The sequence below is a fragment of the Meiothermus ruber DSM 1279 genome (genome assembly GCF_000024425.1).
GTDB classification, from domain to species: domain Bacteria; phylum Deinococcota; class Deinococci; order Deinococcales; family Thermaceae; genus Meiothermus; species Meiothermus ruber.
Genome location: NC_013946.1, coordinates 1028754 through 1051829 on the forward strand (window position 1 = coordinate 1028754; position 23076 = coordinate 1051829).

Annotated in this window: 19 protein-coding genes; 18 read left to right on the forward strand and 1 reads right to left on the reverse strand. The window is 63.1% G+C overall.

Annotated features, from left to right (window positions below; genetic code table 11):
- The first annotated feature begins 30 nt into the window (after window positions 1-30).
- Window positions 31-1227: an acyltransferase family protein gene (locus MRUB_RS05230; protein ID WP_241476914.1), complete on the forward strand. Its 1197-nt coding sequence runs from the start codon at window positions 31-33 to the stop codon at window positions 1225-1227.
- Between the two features lie 28 nt (window positions 1228-1255).
- Here the strand turns inward: MRUB_RS05230 and MRUB_RS05235 are convergent, their stop codons facing one another.
- Entirely contained in the window at window positions 1256-1615 is a 360-nt protein-coding gene (locus MRUB_RS05235; RefSeq protein ID WP_013013316.1) for a TSUP family transporter, read from the reverse strand.
- A 240-nt stretch (window positions 1616-1855) separates the two neighbouring features.
- Between MRUB_RS05235 and MRUB_RS05240 the strand changes: the two genes are divergently transcribed.
- The 17 genes from MRUB_RS05240 to MRUB_RS16190 all read left to right on the forward strand — a co-directional run bounded on the left by MRUB_RS05240 (window position 1856) and on the right by MRUB_RS16190 (window position 22909).
- On the forward strand, window positions 1856-2560 hold the full coding sequence (locus MRUB_RS05240; protein ID WP_015586477.1) for a response regulator transcription factor: 705 nt from the start codon (window positions 1856-1858) through the stop codon (window positions 2558-2560).
- A 136-nt stretch (window positions 2561-2696) separates the two neighbouring features.
- Window positions 2697-4850: an APC family permease gene (locus tag MRUB_RS05245; RefSeq protein ID WP_013013318.1), complete on the forward strand. Its 2154-nt coding sequence runs from the start codon at window positions 2697-2699 to the stop codon at window positions 4848-4850.
- Between the two features lie 181 nt (window positions 4851-5031).
- Window positions 5032-5427, forward strand: coding sequence for a type II secretion system protein (locus tag MRUB_RS05250; protein ID WP_013013319.1), 396 nt, complete (start codon window positions 5032-5034; stop codon window positions 5425-5427).
- Window positions 5428-5883: 456 nt separating this feature from the next.
- A complete protein-coding gene (locus MRUB_RS05255) occupies window positions 5884-6213 on the forward strand; it encodes a prepilin-type N-terminal cleavage/methylation domain-containing protein (protein WP_157413573.1) in 330 nt (109 codons plus the stop codon).
- 11 nt (window positions 6214-6224) lie between these two features.
- Complete coding sequence (locus MRUB_RS05260; RefSeq protein ID WP_013013322.1) at window positions 6225-6713, forward strand: hypothetical protein; 489 nt, start codon at window positions 6225-6227, stop codon at window positions 6711-6713.
- Window positions 6714-6715: 2 nt separating this feature from the next.
- Window positions 6716-7891 (forward strand): hypothetical protein, encoded by a 1176-nt coding sequence (locus tag MRUB_RS05265; protein ID WP_013013323.1) that lies wholly within the window; start codon window positions 6716-6718, stop codon window positions 7889-7891.
- Entirely contained in the window at window positions 7869-9512 is a 1644-nt protein-coding gene (locus MRUB_RS05270; RefSeq protein WP_013013324.1) for a GspE/PulE family protein, read from the forward strand. The genes MRUB_RS05265 and MRUB_RS05270 overlap by 23 nt, the downstream gene beginning before the upstream one ends.
- Entirely contained in the window at window positions 9513-10712 is a 1200-nt protein-coding gene (locus MRUB_RS05275; protein WP_013013325.1) for a type II secretion system F family protein, read from the forward strand.
- A complete protein-coding gene (locus tag MRUB_RS05280; RefSeq protein WP_013013326.1) occupies window positions 10709-11140 on the forward strand; it encodes a hypothetical protein in 432 nt (143 codons plus the stop codon). The genes MRUB_RS05275 and MRUB_RS05280 overlap by 4 nt, the downstream gene beginning before the upstream one ends.
- Window positions 11141-11415: 275 nt before the next feature.
- Complete coding sequence (locus MRUB_RS05285; RefSeq protein WP_013013327.1) at window positions 11416-12159, forward strand: basic amino acid ABC transporter substrate-binding protein; 744 nt, start codon at window positions 11416-11418, stop codon at window positions 12157-12159.
- A gap of 22 nt (window positions 12160-12181) precedes the next feature.
- Complete coding sequence (locus MRUB_RS05290) at window positions 12182-12832, forward strand: amino acid ABC transporter permease (RefSeq protein WP_013013328.1); 651 nt, start codon at window positions 12182-12184, stop codon at window positions 12830-12832.
- A gap of 1 nt (window position 12833) precedes the next feature.
- Complete coding sequence (locus MRUB_RS05295; protein WP_013013329.1) at window positions 12834-13394, forward strand: helix-turn-helix domain-containing protein; 561 nt, start codon at window positions 12834-12836, stop codon at window positions 13392-13394.
- Window positions 13395-13405: 11 nt separating this feature from the next.
- Window positions 13406-14353 carry an agmatinase gene (speB, locus tag MRUB_RS05300; RefSeq protein ID WP_013013330.1) on the forward strand — a complete coding sequence of 316 codons (948 nt, stop codon included), beginning with the start codon at window positions 13406-13408 and terminating at the stop codon, window positions 14351-14353.
- A complete protein-coding gene (locus tag MRUB_RS05305) occupies window positions 14350-15087 on the forward strand; it encodes an amino acid ABC transporter ATP-binding protein (RefSeq protein WP_013013331.1) in 738 nt (245 codons plus the stop codon). The genes speB and MRUB_RS05305 overlap by 4 nt, the downstream gene beginning before the upstream one ends.
- A 7-nt stretch (window positions 15088-15094) precedes the next feature.
- On the forward strand, window positions 15095-16264 hold the full coding sequence (locus MRUB_RS05310) for an aminotransferase-like domain-containing protein (RefSeq protein ID WP_013013332.1): 1170 nt from the start codon (window positions 15095-15097) through the stop codon (window positions 16262-16264).
- A gap of 172 nt (window positions 16265-16436) precedes the next feature.
- Entirely contained in the window at window positions 16437-20378 is a 3942-nt protein-coding gene (locus MRUB_RS05315; RefSeq protein ID WP_013013333.1) for a GAF domain-containing protein, read from the forward strand.
- A 152-nt stretch (window positions 20379-20530) separates the two neighbouring features.
- Complete coding sequence (locus MRUB_RS16190; protein ID WP_013013334.1) at window positions 20531-22909, forward strand: tetratricopeptide repeat protein; 2379 nt, start codon at window positions 20531-20533, stop codon at window positions 22907-22909.
- Window positions 22910-23076 lie beyond the last annotated feature (167 nt).

Sequence of the window (23076 nt, forward strand, 5' to 3'; positions counted from 1 at the left end):
GGGCAGGCAGAGCGTGGGAAAGGGGCGATGATGATAGCCCAACCGAGCACCGCCATAGCGGTGGAATCCAAAAATAAAGCAACGCCAGCTGGGGCCCGGCTGCTGGCTTTGGACGGGCTGCGGGGCTTGACGGTTTTCTTGATGCTTTTGGTCAACAACCTCGCGCTTCAGGAGGCCACGCCCGACCAGCTCGTGCACGCCCCGTTTGGCGGGGTGACACTGGCCGATCTGGTGTTCCCGTGGTTCCTGTTCTGCATGGGGGCGGCCATCCCGTATGCGGCCTCGAGCTTCGATAAACAAAAGCTTCCGTTGTGGCGCAGGCTGCTTCGCATCCTCAGGCGCACGAGCCTGATTTTTTTGCTGGGCCTCTTCCTGACCAGCGCCCTGGCCCGCACCCCGGTCTTCGCGCTGGGGGTCTTGCAGCTCATCGCGCTGGCCTACTGCCTGGCCGCGCTTTTTTACCTGATCTCCCCCCGGCCTGCCTTCCTGTTTGCGGTCGCAGCAGGGCTTTTGGTGGGCTACTGGGCGGCCATCCGCTTTGTTCCCATCCCCGGCGCGGGGCCGGGCATCTTCGAGGAAGACCGCAACCTGTTGCTGCACCTGAACAGGACCTACCTCGAGCCCCTTGGTCTGCGCGGGCTGCTTTCGACCATACCCACAGCGGCGCTGGCCCTGCTGGGGGCGATGGTGGCGCAGGTGCTAAGAAACGGGGGAAAGGACCCAGTGGAAGTTAAGCGGCCAGGCCCCCGGTCTGCTGGCTTTCGGGAAGCCCTGGCTGCCTACCGTCCGCTGCTCCAGCTCCTCTTGCTGGGCAGCGCAATGACCGGGCTGGGGTATGGCTGGAGCCTCGAGCTGCCCTTCTCCAAAGCCTTCTGGACACCACCCTACATCCTTTTTAGCGCCGGGCTGGCGACGCTTTTGATCGGGGCGTTTTACCTGCTGTTCGACCTCAGGAGATGGACATGGCTGGCCTTCCCGTTCTTGGTATTCGGGTCGAACGCGCTGCTGGCCTATATCCTGCCGATTTTGTTCAAGGTCTGGGTGTTGCAGGGCTGGACGGTCTCGCTGAACGGAGCGCGGGTCAGCCTGCAGGAGGCCTGGCTCAACTGGCACGTGGCCCACAGCGGGGTGGTGGTGGGGGGGTGGACGTACACGCTGCTCTTCATCCTGGCCTGGTGGCTGGTGTTCTGGTGGTTTTACGCCCGCAAAATTTTCTTTAAAGTCTAGCCCCCTGGGCGTTCACTCCATCGCCCCTTCAGCGGCGCAGCAAAAGCTGGAGTGCGACCAGGATCAGCAGGATGGCAAAGCCCCGGCGCAGCACGGCCTCCGGCAGCGTCAGGGCCACGCGAGAACCAAAATAAGTGCCCACCAGCAACCCCAGTGCCAGCAGGCCCGCCACCGGCAGGTTGACCGCCCCCACCCGGTAGTAGTTGAGCACGCCCAGAATCCCCACCGGCAGTAGCAGCGCTGCCAGCGAGGTGGCGGTGGCCTGGAGCTGGCTCAGGCCCAGCAGCAAAACCAGGGCAGGCACCACCACGACCCCGCCCCCAATGCCAAAAAAGCCCGATAGGACACCTGCTGCTGTGCCGATCAAGAGTGCTAACAAAAAGTCCACGGTAACACCTCAAGGGGCTGGACACGCCCGCTACAGTCTACGGCCATTGGCCGCACGGATATGCGATTTCATACTGGCTTCACCTAAGGGAAACAACATAAACCCGCACAGACCATTGCTGTGCCTTACCTCCCCCCAAGCTGCGGCCTCACCCACCGCAGCTTAATTTTTGGCGCGGCCGGCTAAGGCCAGGCCATCCGCTTCACCCTGCCTTCAGGGGATGGTATTAGCATCGCAAGAATGTGCCCGCTAGCCGATTATCCAGGGGCCGAGATAAGCTTAGGTGTGCGTTTGTTAATCGTCGAAGACGAGCCCAGCCTGGCCTCCACCCTGAAGGAAAGCCTCTCGGCCCAGGGCTTCCAGGTTACCCTGGCGGCTTCCAGGTCTGAAGCCGAGGCCCTGGTGTGGGAGCAGCCCTTTGACCTGCTTTTATTCGACGTGATGCTGCCCGAGGGGCCGGAGGCCGGCTTTGAGCTGGCCCAGGCCTTGCGCGAGTCGGGCTTTCATCAGCCCATTCTCTTCCTCACCGCCCGCGAGGCCCTGCCCGACCGGGTGCGGGGCCTCGAGTGGGGCGACGATTACCTGCCCAAGCCCTTTGCCCTGGCCGAGTTGGTGGCCCGCCTTAAGGCCCTGGGGCGGCGTGGGGAGATCAAGCCGCAGGTTTTGCAAATTTCACCCCAGGTCGAACTGGCCCTGGAGCACCGCCAGGTGCGGCGACAGGGTGAGCTGGTGCGCCTTACCGCAAAGGAATACCTGGTCTTGGAGCTGCTGGCCCTCAACAAGGGCCGGGTCTTTACCCGTGAGGAGATCCTCGAGCGCATTTGGGGGCCGGGCTTCGAGGCCGACTCCAACCTTATAGATGTGTACGTCAAGAACCTTCGCAAACGCCTTGGTGAGGATGTCATCGAGACGGTGCGAGGAGTAGGATATCGACTGGGAGAGTGAGTGCTGTTGAGAGCCCTGGGGCAGGATGAGTGGTTTGAAAGGCATTTTGCCACCGAGAACCAAGCGGGCAGCCCCTCATCACCTGCACAGCCTTTAGCTGGCCTGCACTCAGTACAAACCGGATTGGTAGCGATTTATGTCAGTTAAGCAGCACCCGGCCCGCCCTATTTCCAGCCGCTTACAACACTGGCTGCTCGAGGGAGCTCCCAAACCCTCTGAGGGCTACTACAAGCAACCGACCGCCGCCCACTCGAGCCACCCCTGGTGGCGGGTGATGTGCCTGACCGGGGTGGACTACTTCTCCACCCTGGGCTACCAGCCCGGCATTGCAGCGCTGGCCGCGGGGGCGCTCTCGCCCATTGCCACCCTGGTGCTGGTGTCGCTCACCCTGTTTGGAGCCCTTCCCATGTACCGCCGGGTTGCCGGGGAAAGCCCGCACGGCGACGGCTCAATCTCGATGCTCGAGCGCCTGCTCAAGGGCTGGACGGGCAAGTTTGTGGTGCTGACCCTGATTGGTTTTGTGGCAACCGGCTTTGTCATCACCATTACCCTCTCGGCGGCGGACGCGGCCAAGCACATTGTTGAGAACCCCCTCGCGCCGGACTGGCTGAACAGCCAGATTGGTCTGACGCTCCTGTTGGTGGGCCTCCTGGGTGCGGTCTTCCTGCGCGGCTTTAAGGAGGCCATCGGCATCGCGGTGGTGCTGGTGGTCGTCTACATCGGCCTAAACCTGGTGGTGATTGGTCAAGGGATCAGCCTAATCGCACAGAACCCTGGCCTTCTGGCCGAGTGGACGGGGCGCATCGCCCTCGACTACGCCACCCCCGCTGCTGTGGTGGTGGCCGCCCTGGTGGTTTTTCCCAAGCTGGCCCTGGGCCTCTCCGGCTTCGAGACCGGAGTGGTGGTAATGCCGCTGGTGCGGGGCTGGCCCGGCGATTCGCCCCAGCACCCCGTGGGACGGATTGCCAATTCACGTAAACTGCTCACCACGGCGGCCCTAATTATGAGCGTGATGCTGCTCAGCAGCTCGCTGGTGACCACCCTGCTCATTCCACCCAGCGAATTCTGGCCCGAGACCACCGCCCAACGCGAGCTGCGCGGCCAGGCCCGTACCATCGATGTGCCGCTGGGCAACGGCGACGTGTACACCTACCATGTGCCCGAGCGCACGGGAAGCTTTACCGAGCGGATTCAGCTCGAGGGGAAGCAGGGCACCATACACCTCGAGGTGACGGTTACCCCCACCCCGGGCGGTCGGCTGGTGCAGGTGACCAAGGAGGGCGGCGCGGCCAACGGGCGGGCCCTGGCTTTCCTGGCCCACCAGAACCTGGGTGAGTGGTTTGGCAGCCTTTACGACCTCTCCACCATTCTGATCCTGTGGTTCGCGGGTGCGAGCGCCATGGCCGGGCTGCTCAACATTACCCCGCGGTATCTGCCCCGGTATGGTATGGCGCCCGACTGGGCCCGGGCGGTGCGTCCGTTGGTGCTTATCTTCACCGGGGTCTGCGTGCTGGTTACCCTGATCTTTCGGGCCGACGTCAATGCCCAGGCCGGGGCCTATGCCACCGGGGTGCTGGCCCTGATGACCTCAGCGGCCTTTGCAGTCATGCTCTCCGCCCTCGCCAAGCGCCAGCTTTGGGCCGCGCTGGGTTTTGGGCTGGTTACGGCCATCTTTATTTACACCGCTACCGTGACGGTGCTGGCCGACCTCGATGGCCTGGTGATAGCCGCCTTCTTCATCGCTGCGATTGTGGTGGTCTCGCTGATCTCACGCGTCTTCCGCTCGACCGAGCTGCGCGCCGAGCGGGTTCAGGCCGACCTCGAGGCCCAGGCCATCATCCGAAGGCTGGCCCTGGGTGAGATTCGCCTAGTTGCCAACCACCGCGACTCCGGCAGTCCTTTCGAGTACACGCAAAAGCAGGAACGGATGCACCGGCGCACCCACCTGCCCAACCGCGATCCAGTGGCCTTCCTCGAGGTCTCCGTCCCCGACGCCTCCGACTTCTCCGATACCCTCTACGTGCATGGGGTGGAGGTGGGGGAACACCAGGTGCTGCGGGTGCAGGGCACCTCCATTCCCAACGCCATTGCCGCCTTGCTCTTGTATATACGCGACACCACCGGCAAGCTCCCGCATGTCTATTTCGAGTGGAGCGAGCGCCCCCTTCTGCGCTCAGCCCTCGACTTCATCCTCTACGGCGAGGGTGATGTCCCCAGCCTCACCCACGAGGTGCTGCGCAAGGCCGAGCCCGACCCAAAGCGCAGGCCGGTGGTGCATGTGGGGGGCTGAGCTTGGATTTGCGATTTTACGAGTTTACTGTGGGGTTGTATTGATCAAACTCAGGCCAGGACACGTTTTTTGCAAAGATGTGAATTTACCGTTATGGTCAAATATCACAACCGATTTTCAGAGGTGTTCCATTATGTATTAAAGTCTTTCTGCCTTCGGGAGCGGGAAAGTGAGGTGAGCTATGCGTACAAATGGTTTTACCCTGATTGAGTTGGCCATCGTTATTGTGATCATTGGTGTTCTGGCAGCCGTGGCGGTGCCCCGTTACATCGACATGACCACCCAGGCCCGCCAGGCCCAACGCGAGGCGACCCTATCCAGTATTCGTTCAGCTTACGCGATTTATCTAGCGCGGAACGGTGGCAATCCGCCCAACTGGACGCAGCTGGTGGCCAATCTGGATGCCAACACCCAGTTAAAGTTTAATGGCGGTAGCGCTTACATGGACTACGATAACAACAACGCTGTGGCCACCACTGGCGAACGGGTAGCCCTGCTTTATAGCAACGACACCTGCACGACGCTGGTTACCAACGCTACGACTCCCATCCGTTGCGTACGCAATGGTATCAACTAAGCCTAGCAAAGGCTATATCCTGATCAGCCTTGCAGTAGCCCTGGTTTTGCTAGGGCTACTTCTTGTCCCATTGGGTTTGCTCACTTGGCAGAACGCCACACGTAAGACCTCAGAAACCCAGGCACTACAAGCCCTGTATCTGGCAGAGGGGGGTGCGGAACAGGCTGTTGCCCACATCCGGCTTAGCCCGCTTGTGCCCCTTTTTGCCGCTCAGCCTATTCTGATCTGCCGCACTTCCAGCTCCTGTACCCCTAGCAGCCCGGATTACGTGGGTCGGTATTGTTTTAGCAGCGGCAGCTTAGGAGGTTTGGCTTGCAGCGCCACGCGCAGCCTGGCTGGTGGTAAGGTGCGCTGGACGATTTATGCCGTGGGTGAGGAGCGGGGTGGGGTAACCCGGCGGCTGCGCTGGGTGTACAACGCCACAGATGGGGTGGTCGAACAGAGGGTAGTGGATCCGTGAACTCTCGAGGATTCAATCTGTTGGAGGTGGTGGTGGCCCTGCTGCTGATGGGCGTGGCTGCTACGGGGGTGCTGGCTGTGTCGCAGGTTTTGCAGAGCAGCCAGGAGCCGGATCTGCAAACCGGGGCCGCATTAGAGACCCTTCTGGAGGCCTCCCCGGCAACCATTGCGGCCTGTCCCAACCATACCTCCATTCTTCTAGGTAACCATACGTTTTCCGTCTGCCGCGAAAGTATTGTGCAGAACGGATTGGGGTACACTCGTATGGTAACCACCCTGCGGTCGGGGCCGTACCATCTGACCCGGATTCGTGTGACCAACCCCTAGAATGAGGCTATATGCGCCTGATTGAACTGGCAGTGGTACTGGCTCTAGCCGGATTTTTGGCTCTGGCAGCTAGTGCTCTGCTGTTTTATGGCAGCGAGGCTTCTAGAGAGGCCCGTTTGCGCTTGGGCGCCGAGATAGCCTACGATGAACTCCGGGCTCGGCTGGGACGCGATATGCGTGAGGCGTTGCAGATTAGTAGCCTTGTGGCCAGTGAATTACGTCTTGTCGTGGCTGGAGGATGTGTTGTGTACCGGCTCCAGAGCGGCCAGCTTTTTCGTCAGGCCTGGGTGGGTGGCTGTGCGGTTGTATCGGGGGTGCCGGTGCGCCTTCTGGAAGATACCAGCCTCCCTTTGGCGCGTTTCTGTAGTGACCCTGCATTGCGCCGGATGGGTCTGTTTGATGTTTGCCCCTCGAACTGGAACTCTGTTGGGGGAGGGCTGACCCTGCGCCAGAATAATCAAGATCAGGTTTTTGCGCCTCCGGTGGTCTCGCTTCGTTGATTATGCGCCTGGCTTTCCTTACCCGCGAGCACCTGTTGGTATGGGATAAGCGTCGGCTATCTCGCTTCATCCTGGATGGCCTCCTGGATGGCGAGGGACGTTTCCAATTGCACAAGCTTCCGTTGCTGCTGAAAGCCGCACGCAATCTGGATTACTTAGCCGTGGGGCCAGAGTTGGCTTTGTTGCGCACTGGATTGTTTCCCAATCTACCAGGTTTCCCCCTGGACGAGGCGGTGCTGGCGGAGGCTGAGCGCAGCCCTCTGTTGGAGGGACAGTCGTTAACGGTTGCACACCTACCACTGGGTTTTGAAGAGCGTAAAACCCGGCTGCTGTATGCAGCCATGCCCGAGAAGGTTACCGAGCTGTTGAGTCGCAGTCTACGACTAAAGGCTCTGGAACCTCTTCCACTTTTTTTCTGGCGGCATATACGCAGCCTGAGTAAAGCGCGCCGCTTCCTCGTTTTAGAGAACCTGAGCCATACCATTGCTTATTTCGAAGATGGTGGGTTGGTAGGTTTTCGTTATTTAAGCTTGCCTGCTGATCAAGCCTCCCCGGCCCTTGCCGATGAGGTGGTGCGGTCTATAGGGCTGTTTGGAGGTGTTGGAGCGATAGAAGAAGCCTGGCTGGTGGGTCTGCCGGAGGCCTTCGATCCCCCGCCGGGCCTACCGGTGGAGCAGGTATATCGCCTGGATAAGATCATGCCGGAGTACGCTCTGACTGGAGAACCCTATCTGAACCTGAGGCATAGGCCGCAGCGCATTGGGGAGGGTTTGTCACGGCAGGTACAGGTTATTTTGCTGGCAAGCGCGGTTGTTGCCACCATGGGTTTGCTGGCCCATACCTATTTACAAACCAATGTGCAACGACTAGAACGGCTGTATAACCAGCTTAAGTCTGAGCAGGCAGTGGTGGCTGTGCCGAAAACCGAAACGCCCCAGGGGGTGGGCCTGGAGGGTCTGCTCAGTAGCATATCGGCGCGCCCGGATCGCCTTTGGTTTACACGTTTTGAGGCCAGCCGCGAACAGATGCGCTTGCAAGGAGAGGCCATGAACCCCTATGCCCCCCTCGAGCTGGCCCAGGCCCTGGGTGCCCGGCTGGTGCTCCTAGAGGAAAAGGGGGGGGCTCGAGCTGGTCTTTACACCTGGGAGGTGCAACTTGGAGAAACTCAAGCTCGGTGAGCTGCTGGTTAGGCTGGGAAAGCTCACGCCAGAGCAGCTTTCCATGGCCCTGGAGGAGCAGCAAAGGCGGCAGGAACCATTGGGGCAGGTGTTGCTCCAGAAGGGCTGGATACGCGAATCCGAGCTGTACCAGGTTTTGGCTGATCAACAGCGAGCGCCGTTGATTAGCCTTGAGGCGGTCGAAATACAGCCGGAAGCCCTAAACCTTCTGGATCGGCGTTTTGCTCGTGAGAAGCAGGTGCTGCCTCTGCGCCTGGATGGGGCTCGCCTACACGTGGCGATGGCCCACCCTGCCGACCTGGCTTTGCTGGATGAGCTGCGCTTTCGTACCGGTAAGGAGATCGTGCCTTACCTAGCCTCTGACCGGGAAATTTTGCAGACACTGGACGATTTGTTGCAACCCCAGCAGTCCCTCGGTGCCGTGCAAATGGAGGCTCGACCAGGCCCCGATCTGACCATCGAGCAAGCGCCCGCGATCGAGCTGGCCGATGAGCTGGTGCGCAAGGCCCTGGGTGCGCGGGCCAGTGATTTGCACTTAGAGCCCCAGGAAAGCTATGTCCGGGTGCGTATCCGGGTGGACGGGGTTTTGCAGGAGATTCACAGGCTGGATAAGGGGTTGGAGGCCCCCCTGGTGGCCCGCTTCAAGGTGCTGGCTGGTATGGATATTGCAGAAAAGCGGCGGCCGCAGGATGGGCACTTTACCTACACCTTCGGCAATCGCCGCCATGAACTGCGCATAGCCAGCGTGGGCACACTTTTTGGCGAACGTCTGACGGTGCGCATTATCTACCCCGATGCGGTGCGGCGGGGGTTGGCCGATCTGGGGATGCTACCGGAGGATCTGAAGCGCTTTGAAGGGCTGCTGCGTTCCACCAGCGGTATTCTGCTGGTGACCGGCCCCACCGGCAGCGGCAAGACCACCACCCTCTACGCCGCTATGCAGCACCTGTACACTTCGGAGAAGTGTTTTCTGACCATTGAAGATCCGGTCGAGGTGCCCCTCGAGGGAATCAGCCAGATTCCTGTACAACCCAAGATCGATCTGGATTTTGGTGAAGCACTGCGTTCGGTGCTGCGGCAGGATCCGGATGTTATCTTGGTGGGAGAAATTCGCGACCGCACAACCATTGACACGGCACTGCGAGCGGCCCTTACCGGGCACCTGGTGCTGGCTACCTTGCACGCCAACGATGCCCTGTCCACCCCCATCCGGCTGCTCGAGATGGGGGCTGAGCCTTATTTGGTGGGTGCAACCTTACTGGGAGTGGTGGCACAGCGATTGGTTCGCCAGGTCTGTCCCCAGTGTGCTGAGGCCTGCCCGACTCCTACTGAGGCCCGCTTGCTTTGGGGCGAGGCTGCGCCGGTGCATGAATATCGAGGCCAAGGTTGTGCCTATTGTCGCGGCACTGGGTTTTCTGGTCGGATGGGACTTTACGAGATCTATAGCCTGGATCAGGAAGCACGCCACCTGATTGCCTCGGGGGGATCGCTGGCCGAGCTACAGGCGCGGGCAGCCAGCAGCCAGCATAAAGACCTTTGGGCCAAGGCGCTGGTGGCGGTGCGCGATGGGCGCACCACCACCTCCGAGGTTTTGCGAGCCCTGGGCTGGCGGGAGGTGTGAATGGGTCTGCGCTTCACCTACGAGGCCACCGATGCCGAGGGTAGAGAGATCTACCGGGGGGTTGTGGAAGCCGCTTCTTTGCGGGAGGCCCGCACGCGGATACGGGCTATGGGGCTTTTTCCACTGCGCCTTACACAGGCTCCCCAACGACCTTTGCGCAAGGTGCCGTTGCCAGAGCTGGTTATTCTGACCGAACAGCTCGCCACAATGGTGCGGGCCGGGGTGCCGCTTGTGCAGGCCTTGCACACCCTGAGCCTGCAAGCGGGTAGCCCTTCCTTGCGCGAGGCTCTGCGAGGGCTGCGGGAACGGATTGAGGCCGGGCAGGGATTGGCCCGTGCCATGGAGGACTATCCTCAGGTGTTTCCACCCTTGATGCGCCACCTGGTGGCGGCGGGGGAGTTGGGCGGTAGCCTGGAGGTAGTGCTGCAACGCCTGGCGGAGTATCTCGACAAAAGCTATGAACTGCAAGAGAAAACCCGCACCGCTTTGTTTTATCCCTGTTTTGTGCTGGGGGTGCTGGGGGTGGTGGTGGCGGTGCTGCTGGTGTTTGTGATCCCAGTTTTTGCTCAGCTATACCGCGAAACAGGGGTGGCGCTGCCTGGGCCTACCCAGTTTCTACTCAGCAGTTCAGCCTTTTTTCGCCAGAACGGCTGGTGGTTGTTATTGATTAGCCTGCTGCTAGGATACGGGCTGAGGTTGTACTGGCGCACCCCGGGGGGGGCGGTGCAGATGGATGGCTGGTTGTTGCGCATACCCCTAATGGGTTCAATTCTGCTCAAGGCTGGACTGGCCCGCTTTGCCCGTACCCTGGCTACCCTATACGCTGGAGGGATTCGGATTACCGAGGCCCTCGAGGCAAGCCGTAAAGTGGTGGGCAACGCCGCCCTGGCGGAGTCTATTCTCCGGGTAGAGCAATCCGTGCAGCGCGGGGAAGCCTTGGCTACCGGACTGGCCCGTGAGCCCCTTTTCCTCCCTCTTTTTGTCAGAATGGTTTTGGTGGGGGAGGAGGCAGGGCGGCTCGAGGGGATGCTCAACGAAATTGCTTTTCACCTCGAGCGAGAGGTGGACTATAGCCTCAAGCGGCTTTCCAGCAGCATTGAGCCGGTGCTAACCCTCATCCTTGGGGGGGTGGTCTTGGTGGTAGCTTTAGCCCTGTACCTTCCACTATTTGATCTATCTCGTGTAATCAGAATGCGATGAGAACGAGCTTGCTCTGGCTATTTCCTGGCCTGCTTTTGGGGCTAATCTTGCTGTGGTTGCAAGGCAGCTATGAGCGGATGCGCGTCTTGCAGATGCAGGTAAGCCAGCTTCAACGTGAGCTGGACACCTTTACACCACCCCAGGCTGCAAGCAGGCCGCCTGTTAAGCCAGAGGCCTTACCCCAGGTTTACACCTGGTTGGTGCGCCAGGCAGAGCAGCAAGGCCTACGGTTGGTGCGTCTGGAGCCCCAGGATGCTATGGCTCGACTGGTGCTGGAAGGGGGCTTTGCCTCCGTGTTCCAATTTTTGAAAAGCATGGAGCGCCCCCCGTTTGCCCTGTGGGTAGAGCGGTATAGCCTTATTCCTACGGTGCAATCGGCGCAGGAGTTGCAGCTGGAAATTCTGGTTGGGGTGGAGATACAGAGGTAACGCTAAAGTTCAGAGTAGGTCGATTTGCTCTGGGAAAATAACTTGCTGGTAAACGCAAACCCCTGGTGGGCCCGGCCTGTATGAATGGCCTAGCACATTCGATGGTATCGTTGAGGCTTGATATTACCGGAATGTGCATTATGCGCTGATACTGTCGAAACAGCTTACCCGGCGAGTTGTTGCACATGAAGCAATAAATATTGCTCATAGGTCAAATGAATGTTAAACTGCTCCCACCGTCATTGCCGTGATGCGGTGTGAGTTAGGAGGAAACTATGCGCAAAGGGATCGTTGTGATGGTCTTGGTGGGGCTGTTGGGGGTTTCGGGTGCCCTGGCCCAGAGCTGTCTGGCTAATGTGAGGGCCAACGGTTTGACCGTGGGTACCAGCCCCGACTACCCGCCGTTTGAATCGCTCGATAAGAACAATAAAATCATCGGCTTTGATGTGGATCTGCTAAACCTCATCGGGGCTGAGCTGGGCGTTAAGGTCAACTTCATTGGGCAGAGCTTTGATGGTCTAATCCCTGCGCTGCTCACCAAAAAAATCGACCTGATTGCCGCCGGGCTGACCATTACCGAGGAGCGCAAGAAGTCGGTGGATTTCACCCGGCCCTATATCTCCGGCCCCAACGTGATCATCACCCGCAAGGAGACCACCGGGATCAGCAAGCTCGAGGATCTCGCCGGTAAGAAAGTGGCGGTACAGATCGGTAGCGCCCAGGAGAAAATCGCCAGCGGCGTGAAGGGGGCCGAGGTCAAGTCCTACAACCTCTACACCGACGCGGCCCTGGCCGTGAACACCCGCCAGGCCGACGCGCTCATCGTGCACCGCTTTGTCGGCCGGGCCTTTCTCAAGCAGTACCCCGACCTCAAGATCGTGGCTGAGCTCAACCAGGTGGACACCGGGCTGGCCCTGCGCAAAGAGTGCAGCGATCTGCGTCGGGCCATTGACGCGGCCATCGAGAAGCTGGAGAAGAACGGCAAGATGGACGAGCTGGCGGCCAAGTGGTTCAAGTAAACCCTAGTTTGCGCCCTGCCTTATGGATTTTGGTCTGATCCGCGAAAGCCTGCCGTTCTTGCTCCAGGGGGCCTGGGTGACGCTGCGCATCACCGCCCTCTCGCTGGTGTTTGGCATTCTCCTGGGCACCCTGGTGGCGCTGGCCCGCATGTCCCCGCTGCGCTGGCTTTCGGGGCTGACCCTGGGCTACATCGAGCTGCTGCGCGGCACCCCGTTGCTGGTGCAAATTTTCCTGATTTTCTTCGGGATTCCCCAGCTTACCCAGCAGCAGATCAACGAGTTTGCGGCCGGGGTGATTGCCTTCAGCATCAACTCCAGTGCCTACGTGGCCGAAATCCTGCGCGCGGGGATCCAGAGCATCCCCAAGGGGCAGCGGGAGGCGGCGCTTTCCCTGGGCTTCAGCCCCACCCAAACCCTGCGCTACATCATCCTGCCCCAGGCCTTTACCCGGGTGATTCCCCCGCTGGTCAACGAGGGCATCACCCTGCTCAAAAACTCCTCGCTGCTCTCGGCGATTGCGGTGGTGGAGCTGACCCGTGCCGGCCAGCTCATCTCGGCCCGTACCTTCAAACCCTTTGAGATGTACCTGGCGGTCTCGCTGATCTACCTGACTATGACCCTGGTGCTGAGCTTTGTGGCGCGGCGGCTCGAGCGCCGCTGGCAGGTTCGTTAAGATGCCCCGCACCGACCCTTCGCCTTCTGTGCCCATCGGCCCGCGGCTGCGAGCGGCCCGCCTGGCTAAGGGCCTCACCCTGGAGCAGGTGGCCCAGCGCAGCGGGCTGGACAAATCCTTTATCAGCCGCCTCGAGCGCAACGCCACCGCCGCCTCGGTGGCCTCGCTCCTGAAGGTCTGCGCGGCGCTGGACATCCAGCCGGGGTCGCTTTTCGACCCCCCCAGCACCAACCTGGTGCGCTCTGGAGAGGCCCCCAGCGCCCACTTTGGTGGCTGGGGGGTGCGCGACTTCATCCTCTCGCGGGGCCTCCGTGGGGAGCTGATGCTTCTGCGCACCGAGATCGAGCCGGGGGGGCATGGCGGCAAGGAGCCCTACAGCTTTCCCAGCGACACCGACGTGGTCACGGTGCTGGAGGGCAGCCTGGAGTTCACCATTGGCGAGACCCGCTACACCTTATACCCGGGCGATAGCCTGACCTTTTCCGGGAAGGAGCCCCACACCTGGCGCAACCCGGGCAAAAGCCGGGCGGTGGTGCTGTGGGTGCTGAGCCCGGCCCCTTAGCGGAGGAAAACGTGAGATACCAACCCGCCGACTCCCTCGAGTCCCCCCGCTTTGCTGGGGTGCGCACCTTCATGCGCCTGCCCCATGTCCGTACCCTGGAGAACGTTGACTTTGTGGTGCTGGGCATCCCCTGGGACGATGCCACCACCCACCGGCCCGGGGCCCGCTTTGGCCCCGAGGGCATCCGCCGGGTCTCGATCATGCTCAGGCCCTGGAACCCCTACTGGGATGTGAAGATATTCGACTACCTTTCCGGGGTGGACTACGGCGACGTGCCGGTGGTACCGGGCTACATCGAGGACACCTACGCCCGCATCGAGGCGGAGTTCGAGAGGATTGCCCGGGCCGGGGTCACGCCCATCGCCATGGGGGGGGATCACTCCGTCACCCTGGGTGAGCTGCGTGGCCTGGCCAAGGTGCACGGCCCGCTGGCCCTGGTGCACATCGACGCGCACCTGGACACCCTGGACCAGTACTTTGGGCGCAAGTACAACCACGGTACCCCCTTCCGCCGCGCGGTGGAGGAGGGCCTGGTGGATCCGCACCGTTCCATTCAGGTGGGCATCCGCGGCTCCAATTACGGCCCCGAGGATTACCAGGGCACCCGCGACCTGGGCTACGAACTCATCACCATGTACGAGCTGCAGGAGATCGGCCTTGAGGCCACCCTCGAGCGCATCCACCGCCGGGTGGGCCCGGCCCCCTGCTTTATCAGCATCGACATCGACGCGGTGGATCCGGCCTACGCCCCCGGCACCGGCACCCCCGAGGTGGACGGCTTCACCAGCCGGGAGATCCTGAGATTGGTGCGGGGCCTTAAGGGTCTGAACTTCAAGGCCGCCGATGTGGTCGAGGTGCTACCCGCCCTCGACCCCGGGGAGATCACCGCCTACCTGGGGGGCAACCTAATCTACGAACTCATCTCGCTGCTGGCCTTGCGCAAGAAGGAGGGCCGATGAGCGAGGTTATTATCCGGATCCGGGGCCTCAACAAATGGTTCGGTAAGCTGCAGGTGCTGCGGGAGGTGAACCTCGAGGTCGCCGCAGGCGAAAAGGTGGTGATCGTAGGGCCCTCGGGTTCGGGCAAGTCCACCCTGATTCGCTGCATCAACCGGCTGGAGGACTTCCAGCAGGGCGAGGTGATTGTGGACGGCATCTCCCTGAGCTCGGCCCGGAACCTCGAGGCGGTGCGGCGCGAGGTGGGGATGGTCTTCCAGCAGTTCAACCTCTTTCCCCACATGACCGTACTAGAGAACGTGGCCCTGGCCCCGCAAAAGGTGCGCGGCTGGCCCCGGGCCAAAGCCGAGCAGAAGGCGGTGGAGCTGCTGGAGCGGGTGGGCATCGCCGACCAGGCCCACAAACACCCCGGGCAGCTCTCCGGTGGGCAGCAGCAGCGGGTGGCCATCGCCCGGGCCCTGGCCATGGAGCCCAAGATCATGCTCTTCGACGAGCCCACCAGCGCGCTGGATCCCGAGATGGTGGGGGAGGTGCTGGACGTGATGCGCGACCTGGCCCGGGGCGGCATGACCATGCTGGTGGTCACCCACGAGATGGGCTTCGCCAAGGAGGTGGCCGATCGGGTGGTGGTGATGGACCAGGGACAGATCCTTGAGCAGGCCCCGCCCGAGGTGATCTTCCAGAACCCCACCCACGAGCGCACCCGCAGCTTTTTGCAGCGGGTTCTGCACCACTAAAAAACTTATGCCAGAAGCACCCAAGCCTACGCTCGACGTGACCCAGACCCGCATCCCGGAAGGGGTGATCGACCTGGGGGTGGGGCATCCCAGCCTGGAACTCCTCCCGCTCGAGGAACTCCGCCAGGCAGCGCAGCACCGCCTATCCCAGGGTGACCCCTCGTTTTTACAGTACGGCGCGGAGCTGGGGGACGCGCGCTTTCGGGCCGAGCTGGCCCGCTTTCTGGGTGCGCACTACGGTTTTGCCGTCGCGCCCGAGACCCTTTTCGTCACTGCCGGGGTATCGCAGGCCCTGGATTTAATCTGCACCACCTTCACCCGGCCCGGCCAGGTGGTTCTGGTTGAGGAGCCCACCTACTTTCTGTCGCTGGGCATCTTCCAGGGTCATCACCTGCAGGTGGTTCCCATCCCCACCGACGAACAGGGCTTGGACGTGGAGGCGCTGGAGGCCGCCCTGCGCCAGCAGCGGGCGGCGCTGCTCTACACCATCCCCACCTTCCAGAACCCCACCGGAACGACCCTGAGCCAAAAGCGGCGGGAGCGGCTGGTGGAGCTGAGCCAGCAACACGGCTTCCTGATCGTGGCTGACGAGGTCTACCAACTCCTGGGCTACCAGGCGGCCCCGCCCCCCTCCATGGCCCGCTACCTGGACACCGGGTTGGTGCTCAGCCTGGGCTCATTCTCCAAAATCCTGGCCCCGGGTTTACGCCTGGGCTGGATTCAGGCCGCGCCCCGGCTGCTGCAAAAGCTCACCCAGAACGGCATGGTAGTAAGCGGGGGCGGGCTCAACCCCTTTACCTCGAGCATCGTGCGCAGCGCCCTGGAGCTGGGCTGGCAGGAACGGTACCTGCAAAAGCTTCGCCACACCTACCGGGGTCGCCTGGAGGTGCTGCTGGAGGCCCTGTCCCAAAACGGCCTCCGGCCCCGCTACCGGCCGGAGGGGGGCTATTTTGTCTGGCTCGAGCTAGACCCCGCTATCAACAGCCAGGCCTTGCTGGAACGGGCCCTGCAGACCGGGGTGCGCTTTCAGCCCGGCCACCGGTTCTCCAGCCAGGGCCGCCTGGCCCATGCGCTCAGGCTCTGTTTTGCTTACTACGAACCCCCCGAGCTGGTCGAGGGGGTGCACCGATTGGCGCGGGCCCTGCAAGGGTACCCAGGGGAAGCGGCCGGCGCATAGCTTTCCAGGCCCAGGTGTGGTTTGCGCCAGTCGCCTGGATGATTTTGTGCTGAATCCACCATTAAGGTAAGGCTGGTGCAAATCACCATCGGCTCAACATTCAGCCAGCTATAGTTTTTCATGAGGTAGCAGCAACTCGAATCGGTTCCGGTATTTCGTGGAGCAAACTACAGTGAGTTCGGGCATACTCGAAAGACTGCTAGGGGCGCTGGGCCAGGCCCTGAGGCCGGGGGGAGACCCCCAGTCCCTGGCCCGGCGGGGCCTCAGCGCCCTGGTTCAGACCCTGGATGCCTGCGGGGCCTGGTTGCGGCTGCGTGAAAACGGGCTGAGCCTGCTGGCTGCGGTGGGGGTCGAGCCGCCGGAGGAGGCCCATCTAACCCCACAAGAAGCCGAGGCCCTGGCCGCTGGCCATGTGCTGGTCTACCGCCTGCCCGAGGAGGCCACCGGCCCAGCCAGCGCAGGCTGGGGGGCGCTGGGGTACCAGGGGTTGATACTGGCTCCGCTGCATGGCGGTGGGGAGTTGCTTGGGACGCTGGCCCTGCTCTTTGCCGAGAGGCCACCCCCGGTGGCCCGGGCCCTCGAGGAGGTACTGCCCCTGTTTGGACTGCTGCTCGAGCGGGCCCGCGCAGAGGAGGAACTCGTCCGCCGGCAGCGGCTGCTTGAGGCCCTGCACCAACTGGATCGGGCTATGCTGGAGGAAAAAAGCCTGCTCGAGGTGGCCCGGATTGGGGCCGAGGCGGCCCAGGGGCTCCTCAAGGCGCAGGCGGTAGCGGTTTCTCTGGTGGAAAAGGAAGGACACCGCCTGGTGGCGGCGGTGGGGGGGGCGCTCGAGCCCCTGGTGGGCCAGCTTGCGCCCCTGGGGGAGGGGTTCTACCACCAGGCCTGGCGCAGCGGAGAGCCAGCCCTGCTGCCTGAAATTCCCGGTCAGGGGATGTCCGGCTGGCTTTTGGCGCTGGCTCCGTTCAAGAATGCCCTCATACTGCCTCTGAAGCCCGATGGCACCACACTGGGGTTTGTGGGGCTGTACGGCCTGGGCGATCCCGATGCGGCCAGGCCCCTGGCGCAGTCCTTTGCGGCGCAGCTATCGCTGGCCTTGCTGCACGAGCAAAACCGCGAGGCCCTGTTCCAGCGGGCTCGAGAGCAGGAGGTGCTGCTGCGGGCGCTCGAGGCCCTGGGTGAGGCCGCCAACCCCGAAGAGGCCGCCCGGCGCCTGGGGGCGCTTGCCCTGGAGCTGCTGCCTTCGGAGTGGGCCGCGGTGCTGCTCCTGGAACAGGGTGTGCTGCGGGTGGCGGCCGCCAGCGGGGCCATGGCTGGGTCGCTTGGCCTGCGAATCCCGCCCGATCAGGGGCTCTCCTGGGCGGCTCTTCGCCAGGGCACCCAGGTGGTAGCGGACACAACGAAAGATCCCCGGGTCTACACCCCCCCGGAGTTTCCGACCCCTCTTGTCGGCAGCGAGGTCGTCACCCCCCTGCCGGGATCCCATGGGGAGGCCCTGGGCGTGCTGATAGTTTTCCGCTCAACCCTTCCCTACACCCCGCAGGAGGCCCGGCTGGTGGAGGCGCTGGCCCAGGCCGGCGCCACCGCGTTGCAGCGCGCACAGCACAACCTGGAAGCCCGCCTGATGCTGGAAGGGGCCTTGCTGGTTGCACAAGAACCGGCCCCTGAGAGCCTAATCCAGGGCTTCGCCCAGCTTATGGCACAGGTGGTGGGGGGTGGCCGGGCGGCCATCTGGGCCCACCCGGAGGGGCGGCGGCCCTGGCGGTTGCTGGGGGTGGCCGGGGTGGGCGCCGAAGCGGCCTCCTTTTTTGAAGCCCGCCTTGACCCGGAGGCTGGGGGCTGGACAGGCTGGATCTACCGGCAACAGAGGCCCCTGGTGATAGAGGATGTGGCCTCGCCGCCAGTGGAGCCCGCCCCGGTGGAGGCTTCGGGCCTCAGGCTATATGGCGTGCAGAGCGTTCTGGGTGTAGCGGTGGGCAATTTTGGGGTGGCCTACGCCGAGCCGGGCAGCCGGGGTAAGTTTTTTGCAAGCTTCGAAGTAACGCTGCTCGAGCGCCTGGCCGGGATGCTGGCGGGGGGACTGGAGCGGCACCGGCTGGCTGTGGCCGAGCAGCGGGTGCGCCGGGCGCTGGAGCGGCTGGCCCAGGTGCCCCCGGGCGACCTCGAGGCGCTGGTGCGGGCCCTGGGGGAGAGCCTGGGGGTGCGCTGGGCTTTTATCGACCGACTGATCACGCCCGAGCGGGCCCTGGCGGTAGCGGTCTATGGCGGGGCCTCCTTTGAGTACGACCTGCCAGGCACCCCATGCGCCGATGTTTTTGCTGGCAATTTCTGTGAGTACCCGCGGGGGGTCACGGCCTGTTTTCCGGAGGATCGGCTGGCTGCCGAAATGGGGGCGGAGGCCTACCTTGGGGTTCCTCTGCGCGGTGAGGGCGGGCGGGTGCTGGGCATCCTGGTGGCCATGCACGACGCCCCGCTACCCGAGGACGAACGCGACCTGCGACGGGAAATTGTACTGGCCTACGCCCAGCGGGCTGCGCTGGAGCTGGGGCAACAGGAGAACCGCGCCCGCCTCGAGGCCACCGCCCGGGTGCACAGCCTGCTGCGCCCGGCCCAGAACAGCCAGGAGGTGATTCAGATCGCTGTGGAGGCCGTGCTGCGGGAGACCCGGGCCACCACCGCCCTGCTCTCGCTGTACCGTGAGAACGGGGACTATCTGGAAGTGGTGGCGGCGGCGGGCTACCTGGCCGAGGTCGCGCGGGGACGGCGGATGGAACGGGGAATGGGCTTGTCCTGGCGGGTGTTTGAAGAGGAGAAGCCCCTTTACTTCGAGGACGCCTCGCAAACATCCCAGGCCATTTTCTTTTCTGGAAAGCCCAGCCGGGCGGCCTACCTGGGGGTTCCGCTGCGCGATGCGCAGGGGCGAATTCTGGGGGTGCTATCCGCCGATACCGCTGAGCAAGGCGGCGTGTTGTTCCCCGAGGATCGCCACTTTCTGGTGGCCCTGGCCGAGGCCACCGGGGCGGCCATGGCCCGCCTGGACGCGCTGCACCAGGCCCAGATGGAGGCCCGACGCTTCCGGGTTCTGGCCGAGCTCTCGGCCCGGCTGGAGGGATTGGAGGCCCCCAAAGAGATCCTGGAGGAGGCCCTGGAAGCCCTGTACCGCATCAGCGGCTTCCAGGTGGCCTGTTTTCATGAGGTTGCCCCGGAAGGCCTGCGGCTTTTGATGGTGGCTGGAGAGCCCTCGGAGGACTGGCTCCAGCGGGCCTGGCATGAGACATACCCCCCCGGCCACGGACTGCGGGGCCGGGTGCTGCTAACCGGGGAAGCCCTGTACGTTCCGCACTATCCGGATCACCCCCTGGCCCTGGCTGCTTCGGTGGCGATGGGGCTCAAGTGCGCTGCTTATGCACCGGTGCGTTTTTCCGAGCGGACGGTGGGGGTGTTGAGCCTGCTGGATTTCCGTACGGCCTACCTCGAGGATCCGCTGCCCTTGCTCAATTTCGCGGCCCGCCGGCTGGCCAACGCCCTGGAGAAAGCGGAAAACCTGCAACAGCTCCGCACCACCCGTGAAGAGGCCCTTAAGGCCCTGGGTCTGGCGCTGGAGTACCGCGACCTCGAGACCGCCGGGCACACCGAGCGGGTAACGCGGCTGGCCCTGGAGCTGGCCGAGGGGATGGGCCTGAGCGAGCCAACCCTCACGCATCTGCGCTGGGGGGCCTATCTGCACGACCTGGGTAAGCTCGCTATCCCCGATGGCATCCTGAAGAAGCCGGAAAAACTGACGCTTGAGGAGTGGGAGCAGATGAAGGCCCACACCGTTCTGGGTGAGGAGATGGCCCGGCGCATGGGCTTCCTACCCCCGGCCACCCTAGCGGTTATTCGCCATCACCACGAGCGCTGGGACGGCTCGGGCTACCCCGACGGGCTGGCCGGGGAGGCCATCCCCTTGCTGGCCCGCATCTTTGCCCTGGCCGACGTGTACGACGCGCTCACCTCCCAGCGGCCCTACAAACGGGCCTGGCGCCCCGAAGAGGCCCTGGCCGAGATCGCAGCCCAGGCTGGGCGGCACTTCGACCCAACGCTGTGCCGGATCTTCCTCCAGCGGGTGGGGGGCTAAAGGCTGAATAGCGCCCAGCGCCTGGTGTGGGCCGCAGTTGGTTATGGCTTGCGTCGAAGCGCTTTTCTTCACGGCGGCTACGGGTGTGCGGATGGATCGAGCCTTCCAAAGGTAACGCTGCATGTAGCGCTCCGGTTCCGTACACTGTAGCTATGCTGCACACGCTGGGGGGGTTGCGGCTGGCCGGGAGCAACTTTGGGCGTGAGAAGCCCCTGTTGCTGCTGGCCTACCTGGCCCTGGAGGGCCCCAAGCCCCGGCGGTTTCTGGCCGAGCTGTTCTGGTCGGAGGCCGCCGACCCCCTGAACTCGCTGGCGGTGGCACTGGCTAAGCTGCGCAAGCTGGGGGTGGCCTACAGCGATGAGAGCCGGGCCTGGGTAGACCTCGAGTGCGACGCCCTGGCTTTACAGGACGCGCTACGGGCGGGCCGTTGGGAGGAGGGCATCGCCCTGTACAAGGGGCCCTTTGCCGAGGGGTTGCGATCGGGCGAGGTGGGGAGCGAGCTCGAGGAGTGGGTCTACGAGGTGCGCGAGCGCCTGGCCCGCGAGGTGCGCCAGGCCTGCTTGGTGCTGGCTGAGAAAGCGGCTACCCAGGCCAACTTTGCCGAGGCCGCGGGCTATGCTGAGCAGGCCTACCGGGTGGCTGGAGCGCCGCCCCTGGAGCCCGAGGAGCTGCCCAGGGTCTACCGCTTGCTGCTGGCGGGCGAGCACCCCCTGGCCGAGACCCTCGAGCGCGAGGCCAGGGAACTGGGGATTACCCTGGGGGGCTCGAGCCAGGCCGCGCGGGGCCGTCTGCGCCAGGAGCTGGTGGGGCGGGAGCGCGAGCTGGCGGCCCTGCTGGCCCTGGAGGAGGGGGCCTGGGCCTGGGTGCGGGGTGGGGCGGGGCTGGGTAAAACCGCTTTGCTGCGCGAGCTCGAGGTGCGCACGGGCTGGCTTTACCTGCCGGCCCGGTCTGGGCTGCCCTATGCCACCCTCGAGCCCCTGCTGGAAAACCCGCAGGGCGGCGAGGAGGCTTTGCTGCGGCGGGCAGTGCAGTTGCGCGAAAACCTTTTGCTCGACGACTGGGAGCAGATGGATAGCGAAAGCCAGCGGATATTGACCCGTTTGCGCGGCCTGCGTCCCCCCATACGGGTGGTGATGGCGGGTCAGGACGCGCCGCCTTTTGCCATAGATAAGCTGGTAGAGCTGGAACCGCTCACCGCCGAAGAACTGGCTGGTTTTCCCGGTGCCCTCGAGGCCACCGGGGGCATCCCGGCCTTGGTGGGGGCCTGGTTGCGGGGAGAACCCATCCAGACCGCACTGGAAGCCCGCCTCCTGGGCCTAAGCGAGCAGGCCCGCCAGGTCTATATGAGCTTGGCGCTGCTGGAAACTCCAGATCTCTTTTTGGTGCGGCAAGCCCTCAATCTGAGCGCCAGTGAGATGGCCCAGGCCGTAGACACCCTCCTCTCAGCCGGCCTGATTGACCTCAGCGGGGCTGTGTTCGGGCGCGAGGCGGCCCAGCGCTACATCGCCGAGCGCCCCACCCTCGAGGCCAGACTCAGCCTGGGGCTGGCCCGCCTGCTCAAGCCCCAACAGGCCCTCCCGCTTTACCGCCGCGCCAAGGCCCTGCTTGAAGATGCCGACCTACCCCGGCTTCAGCAGGCCTATATCACCTGGGCCCAGGAGCTGATTTGCCGGGGTTTCCCCAGGCGTGCTGCCGAAGAACTGAAGGAAGCACCCAACCACCCCGAGATCACCCTGCTGCGGGCCCGCGCCTTCGAGCGAGCAGGCCTGTACAAAGAAGCCCTGGAAGTGATGCGCTTCATGCCGGATACTCCCGAGCACCTGGCCCTCAAAGCCACCCTCTACCATCGTTTGGGCCGGGCCGACGAGGCCCAGGCCTGCGCCGAGCGAGCCCTGTCGGGTGGAATTGAGGCCAGGGCTGAGGCGCAGAACACGCTGGGCTTGATTTTTCATGCCCGGGGCGATTTCCAGAATGCTGCGTCTGCATTTCGTCGTGCGGCTGCACTCTGGCTGGCTTTGGGGGATGAAAACCGGCGTTTGGGCGCATTGAACAACCTGGCTGTGGTGCGTTCAAGAATGGGAGAAGATGTTGAGCAGGTCTACCGGGAAGTATTTGAGATAGCAAAAGACAACCCAAGAGTCCAAGCCCAAATACTGATTAACCTTGGGAAAGAGTTCGAGCGACAAAAGCGTTTTGTGGAAGCGCTGGAAAGTTACCAGCAAGCCGAGCGGGTTGCCCAGGAATCGGGCAACCTAAGACAGGCTGCTTTGGCTCAGAACAACATAGGCGTTGTTTTTCACATTACAAAAGAAGTGGACAGTGCCCGCATTTATTATCACCGGGCTATTCAAGCTGCACGTGAAGCCGGGGAGGTCAACGTATTGGCGATGGCCCTGGGTAACTTGGCCGAACTGGATGGCGATGTTGAAGTCTGGAAGGAAGCCATCGCCGTCTCGGAGAACGCAGGCAACTACGATCTAGCCCAACAACACAAGGATCTCTTGCGGGCGTTCATGGAGCGTTCAGGCTAGCTCTGCAAGCATTTACCCATGCCATTGAGCGCGTACCTACTGGACGAAATACTCTGGCTGGAGGTAGATGATGCGATGGGGAATTCACATGTTTTTGCTGATGAGCTTGCTTGGCTGTGGCCCTACTGGGGAGATGGCTGGGCCACCCGTTACGGGTACTGTCTACC

Coding starts and splice junctions, on each gene's coding strand:
- MRUB_RS05295 (WP_013013329.1), top strand. CDS start 12,834: ATGCCCCGCACCGACCCTTCGCCTTCTGTGCCCATCGGCCCGCGGCTG.
- MRUB_RS05290 (WP_013013328.1), top strand. CDS start 12,182: ATGGATTTTGGTCTGATCCGCGAAAGCCTGCCGTTCTTGCTCCAGGGG.
- MRUB_RS05240 (WP_015586477.1), top strand. CDS start 1,856: ATGTGCCCGCTAGCCGATTATCCAGGGGCCGAGATAAGCTTAGGTGTG.
- MRUB_RS16190 (WP_013013334.1), top strand. CDS start 20,531: ATGCTGCACACGCTGGGGGGGTTGCGGCTGGCCGGGAGCAACTTTGGG.
- MRUB_RS05275 (WP_013013325.1), top strand. CDS start 9,513: ATGGGTCTGCGCTTCACCTACGAGGCCACCGATGCCGAGGGTAGAGAG.
- MRUB_RS05265 (WP_013013323.1), top strand. CDS start 6,716: ATGCGCCTGGCTTTCCTTACCCGCGAGCACCTGTTGGTATGGGATAAG.
- MRUB_RS05285 (WP_013013327.1), top strand. CDS start 11,416: ATGCGCAAAGGGATCGTTGTGATGGTCTTGGTGGGGCTGTTGGGGGTT.
- MRUB_RS05305 (WP_013013331.1), top strand. CDS start 14,350: ATGAGCGAGGTTATTATCCGGATCCGGGGCCTCAACAAATGGTTCGGT.
- MRUB_RS05280 (WP_013013326.1), top strand. CDS start 10,709: ATGAGAACGAGCTTGCTCTGGCTATTTCCTGGCCTGCTTTTGGGGCTA.
- MRUB_RS05250 (WP_013013319.1), top strand. CDS start 5,032: ATGCGTACAAATGGTTTTACCCTGATTGAGTTGGCCATCGTTATTGTG.
- MRUB_RS05260 (WP_013013322.1), top strand. CDS start 6,225: ATGCGCCTGATTGAACTGGCAGTGGTACTGGCTCTAGCCGGATTTTTG.
- MRUB_RS05310 (WP_013013332.1), top strand. CDS start 15,095: ATGCCAGAAGCACCCAAGCCTACGCTCGACGTGACCCAGACCCGCATC.
- MRUB_RS05245 (WP_013013318.1), top strand. CDS start 2,697: ATGTCAGTTAAGCAGCACCCGGCCCGCCCTATTTCCAGCCGCTTACAA.
- MRUB_RS05230 (WP_241476914.1), top strand. CDS start 31: ATGATAGCCCAACCGAGCACCGCCATAGCGGTGGAATCCAAAAATAAA.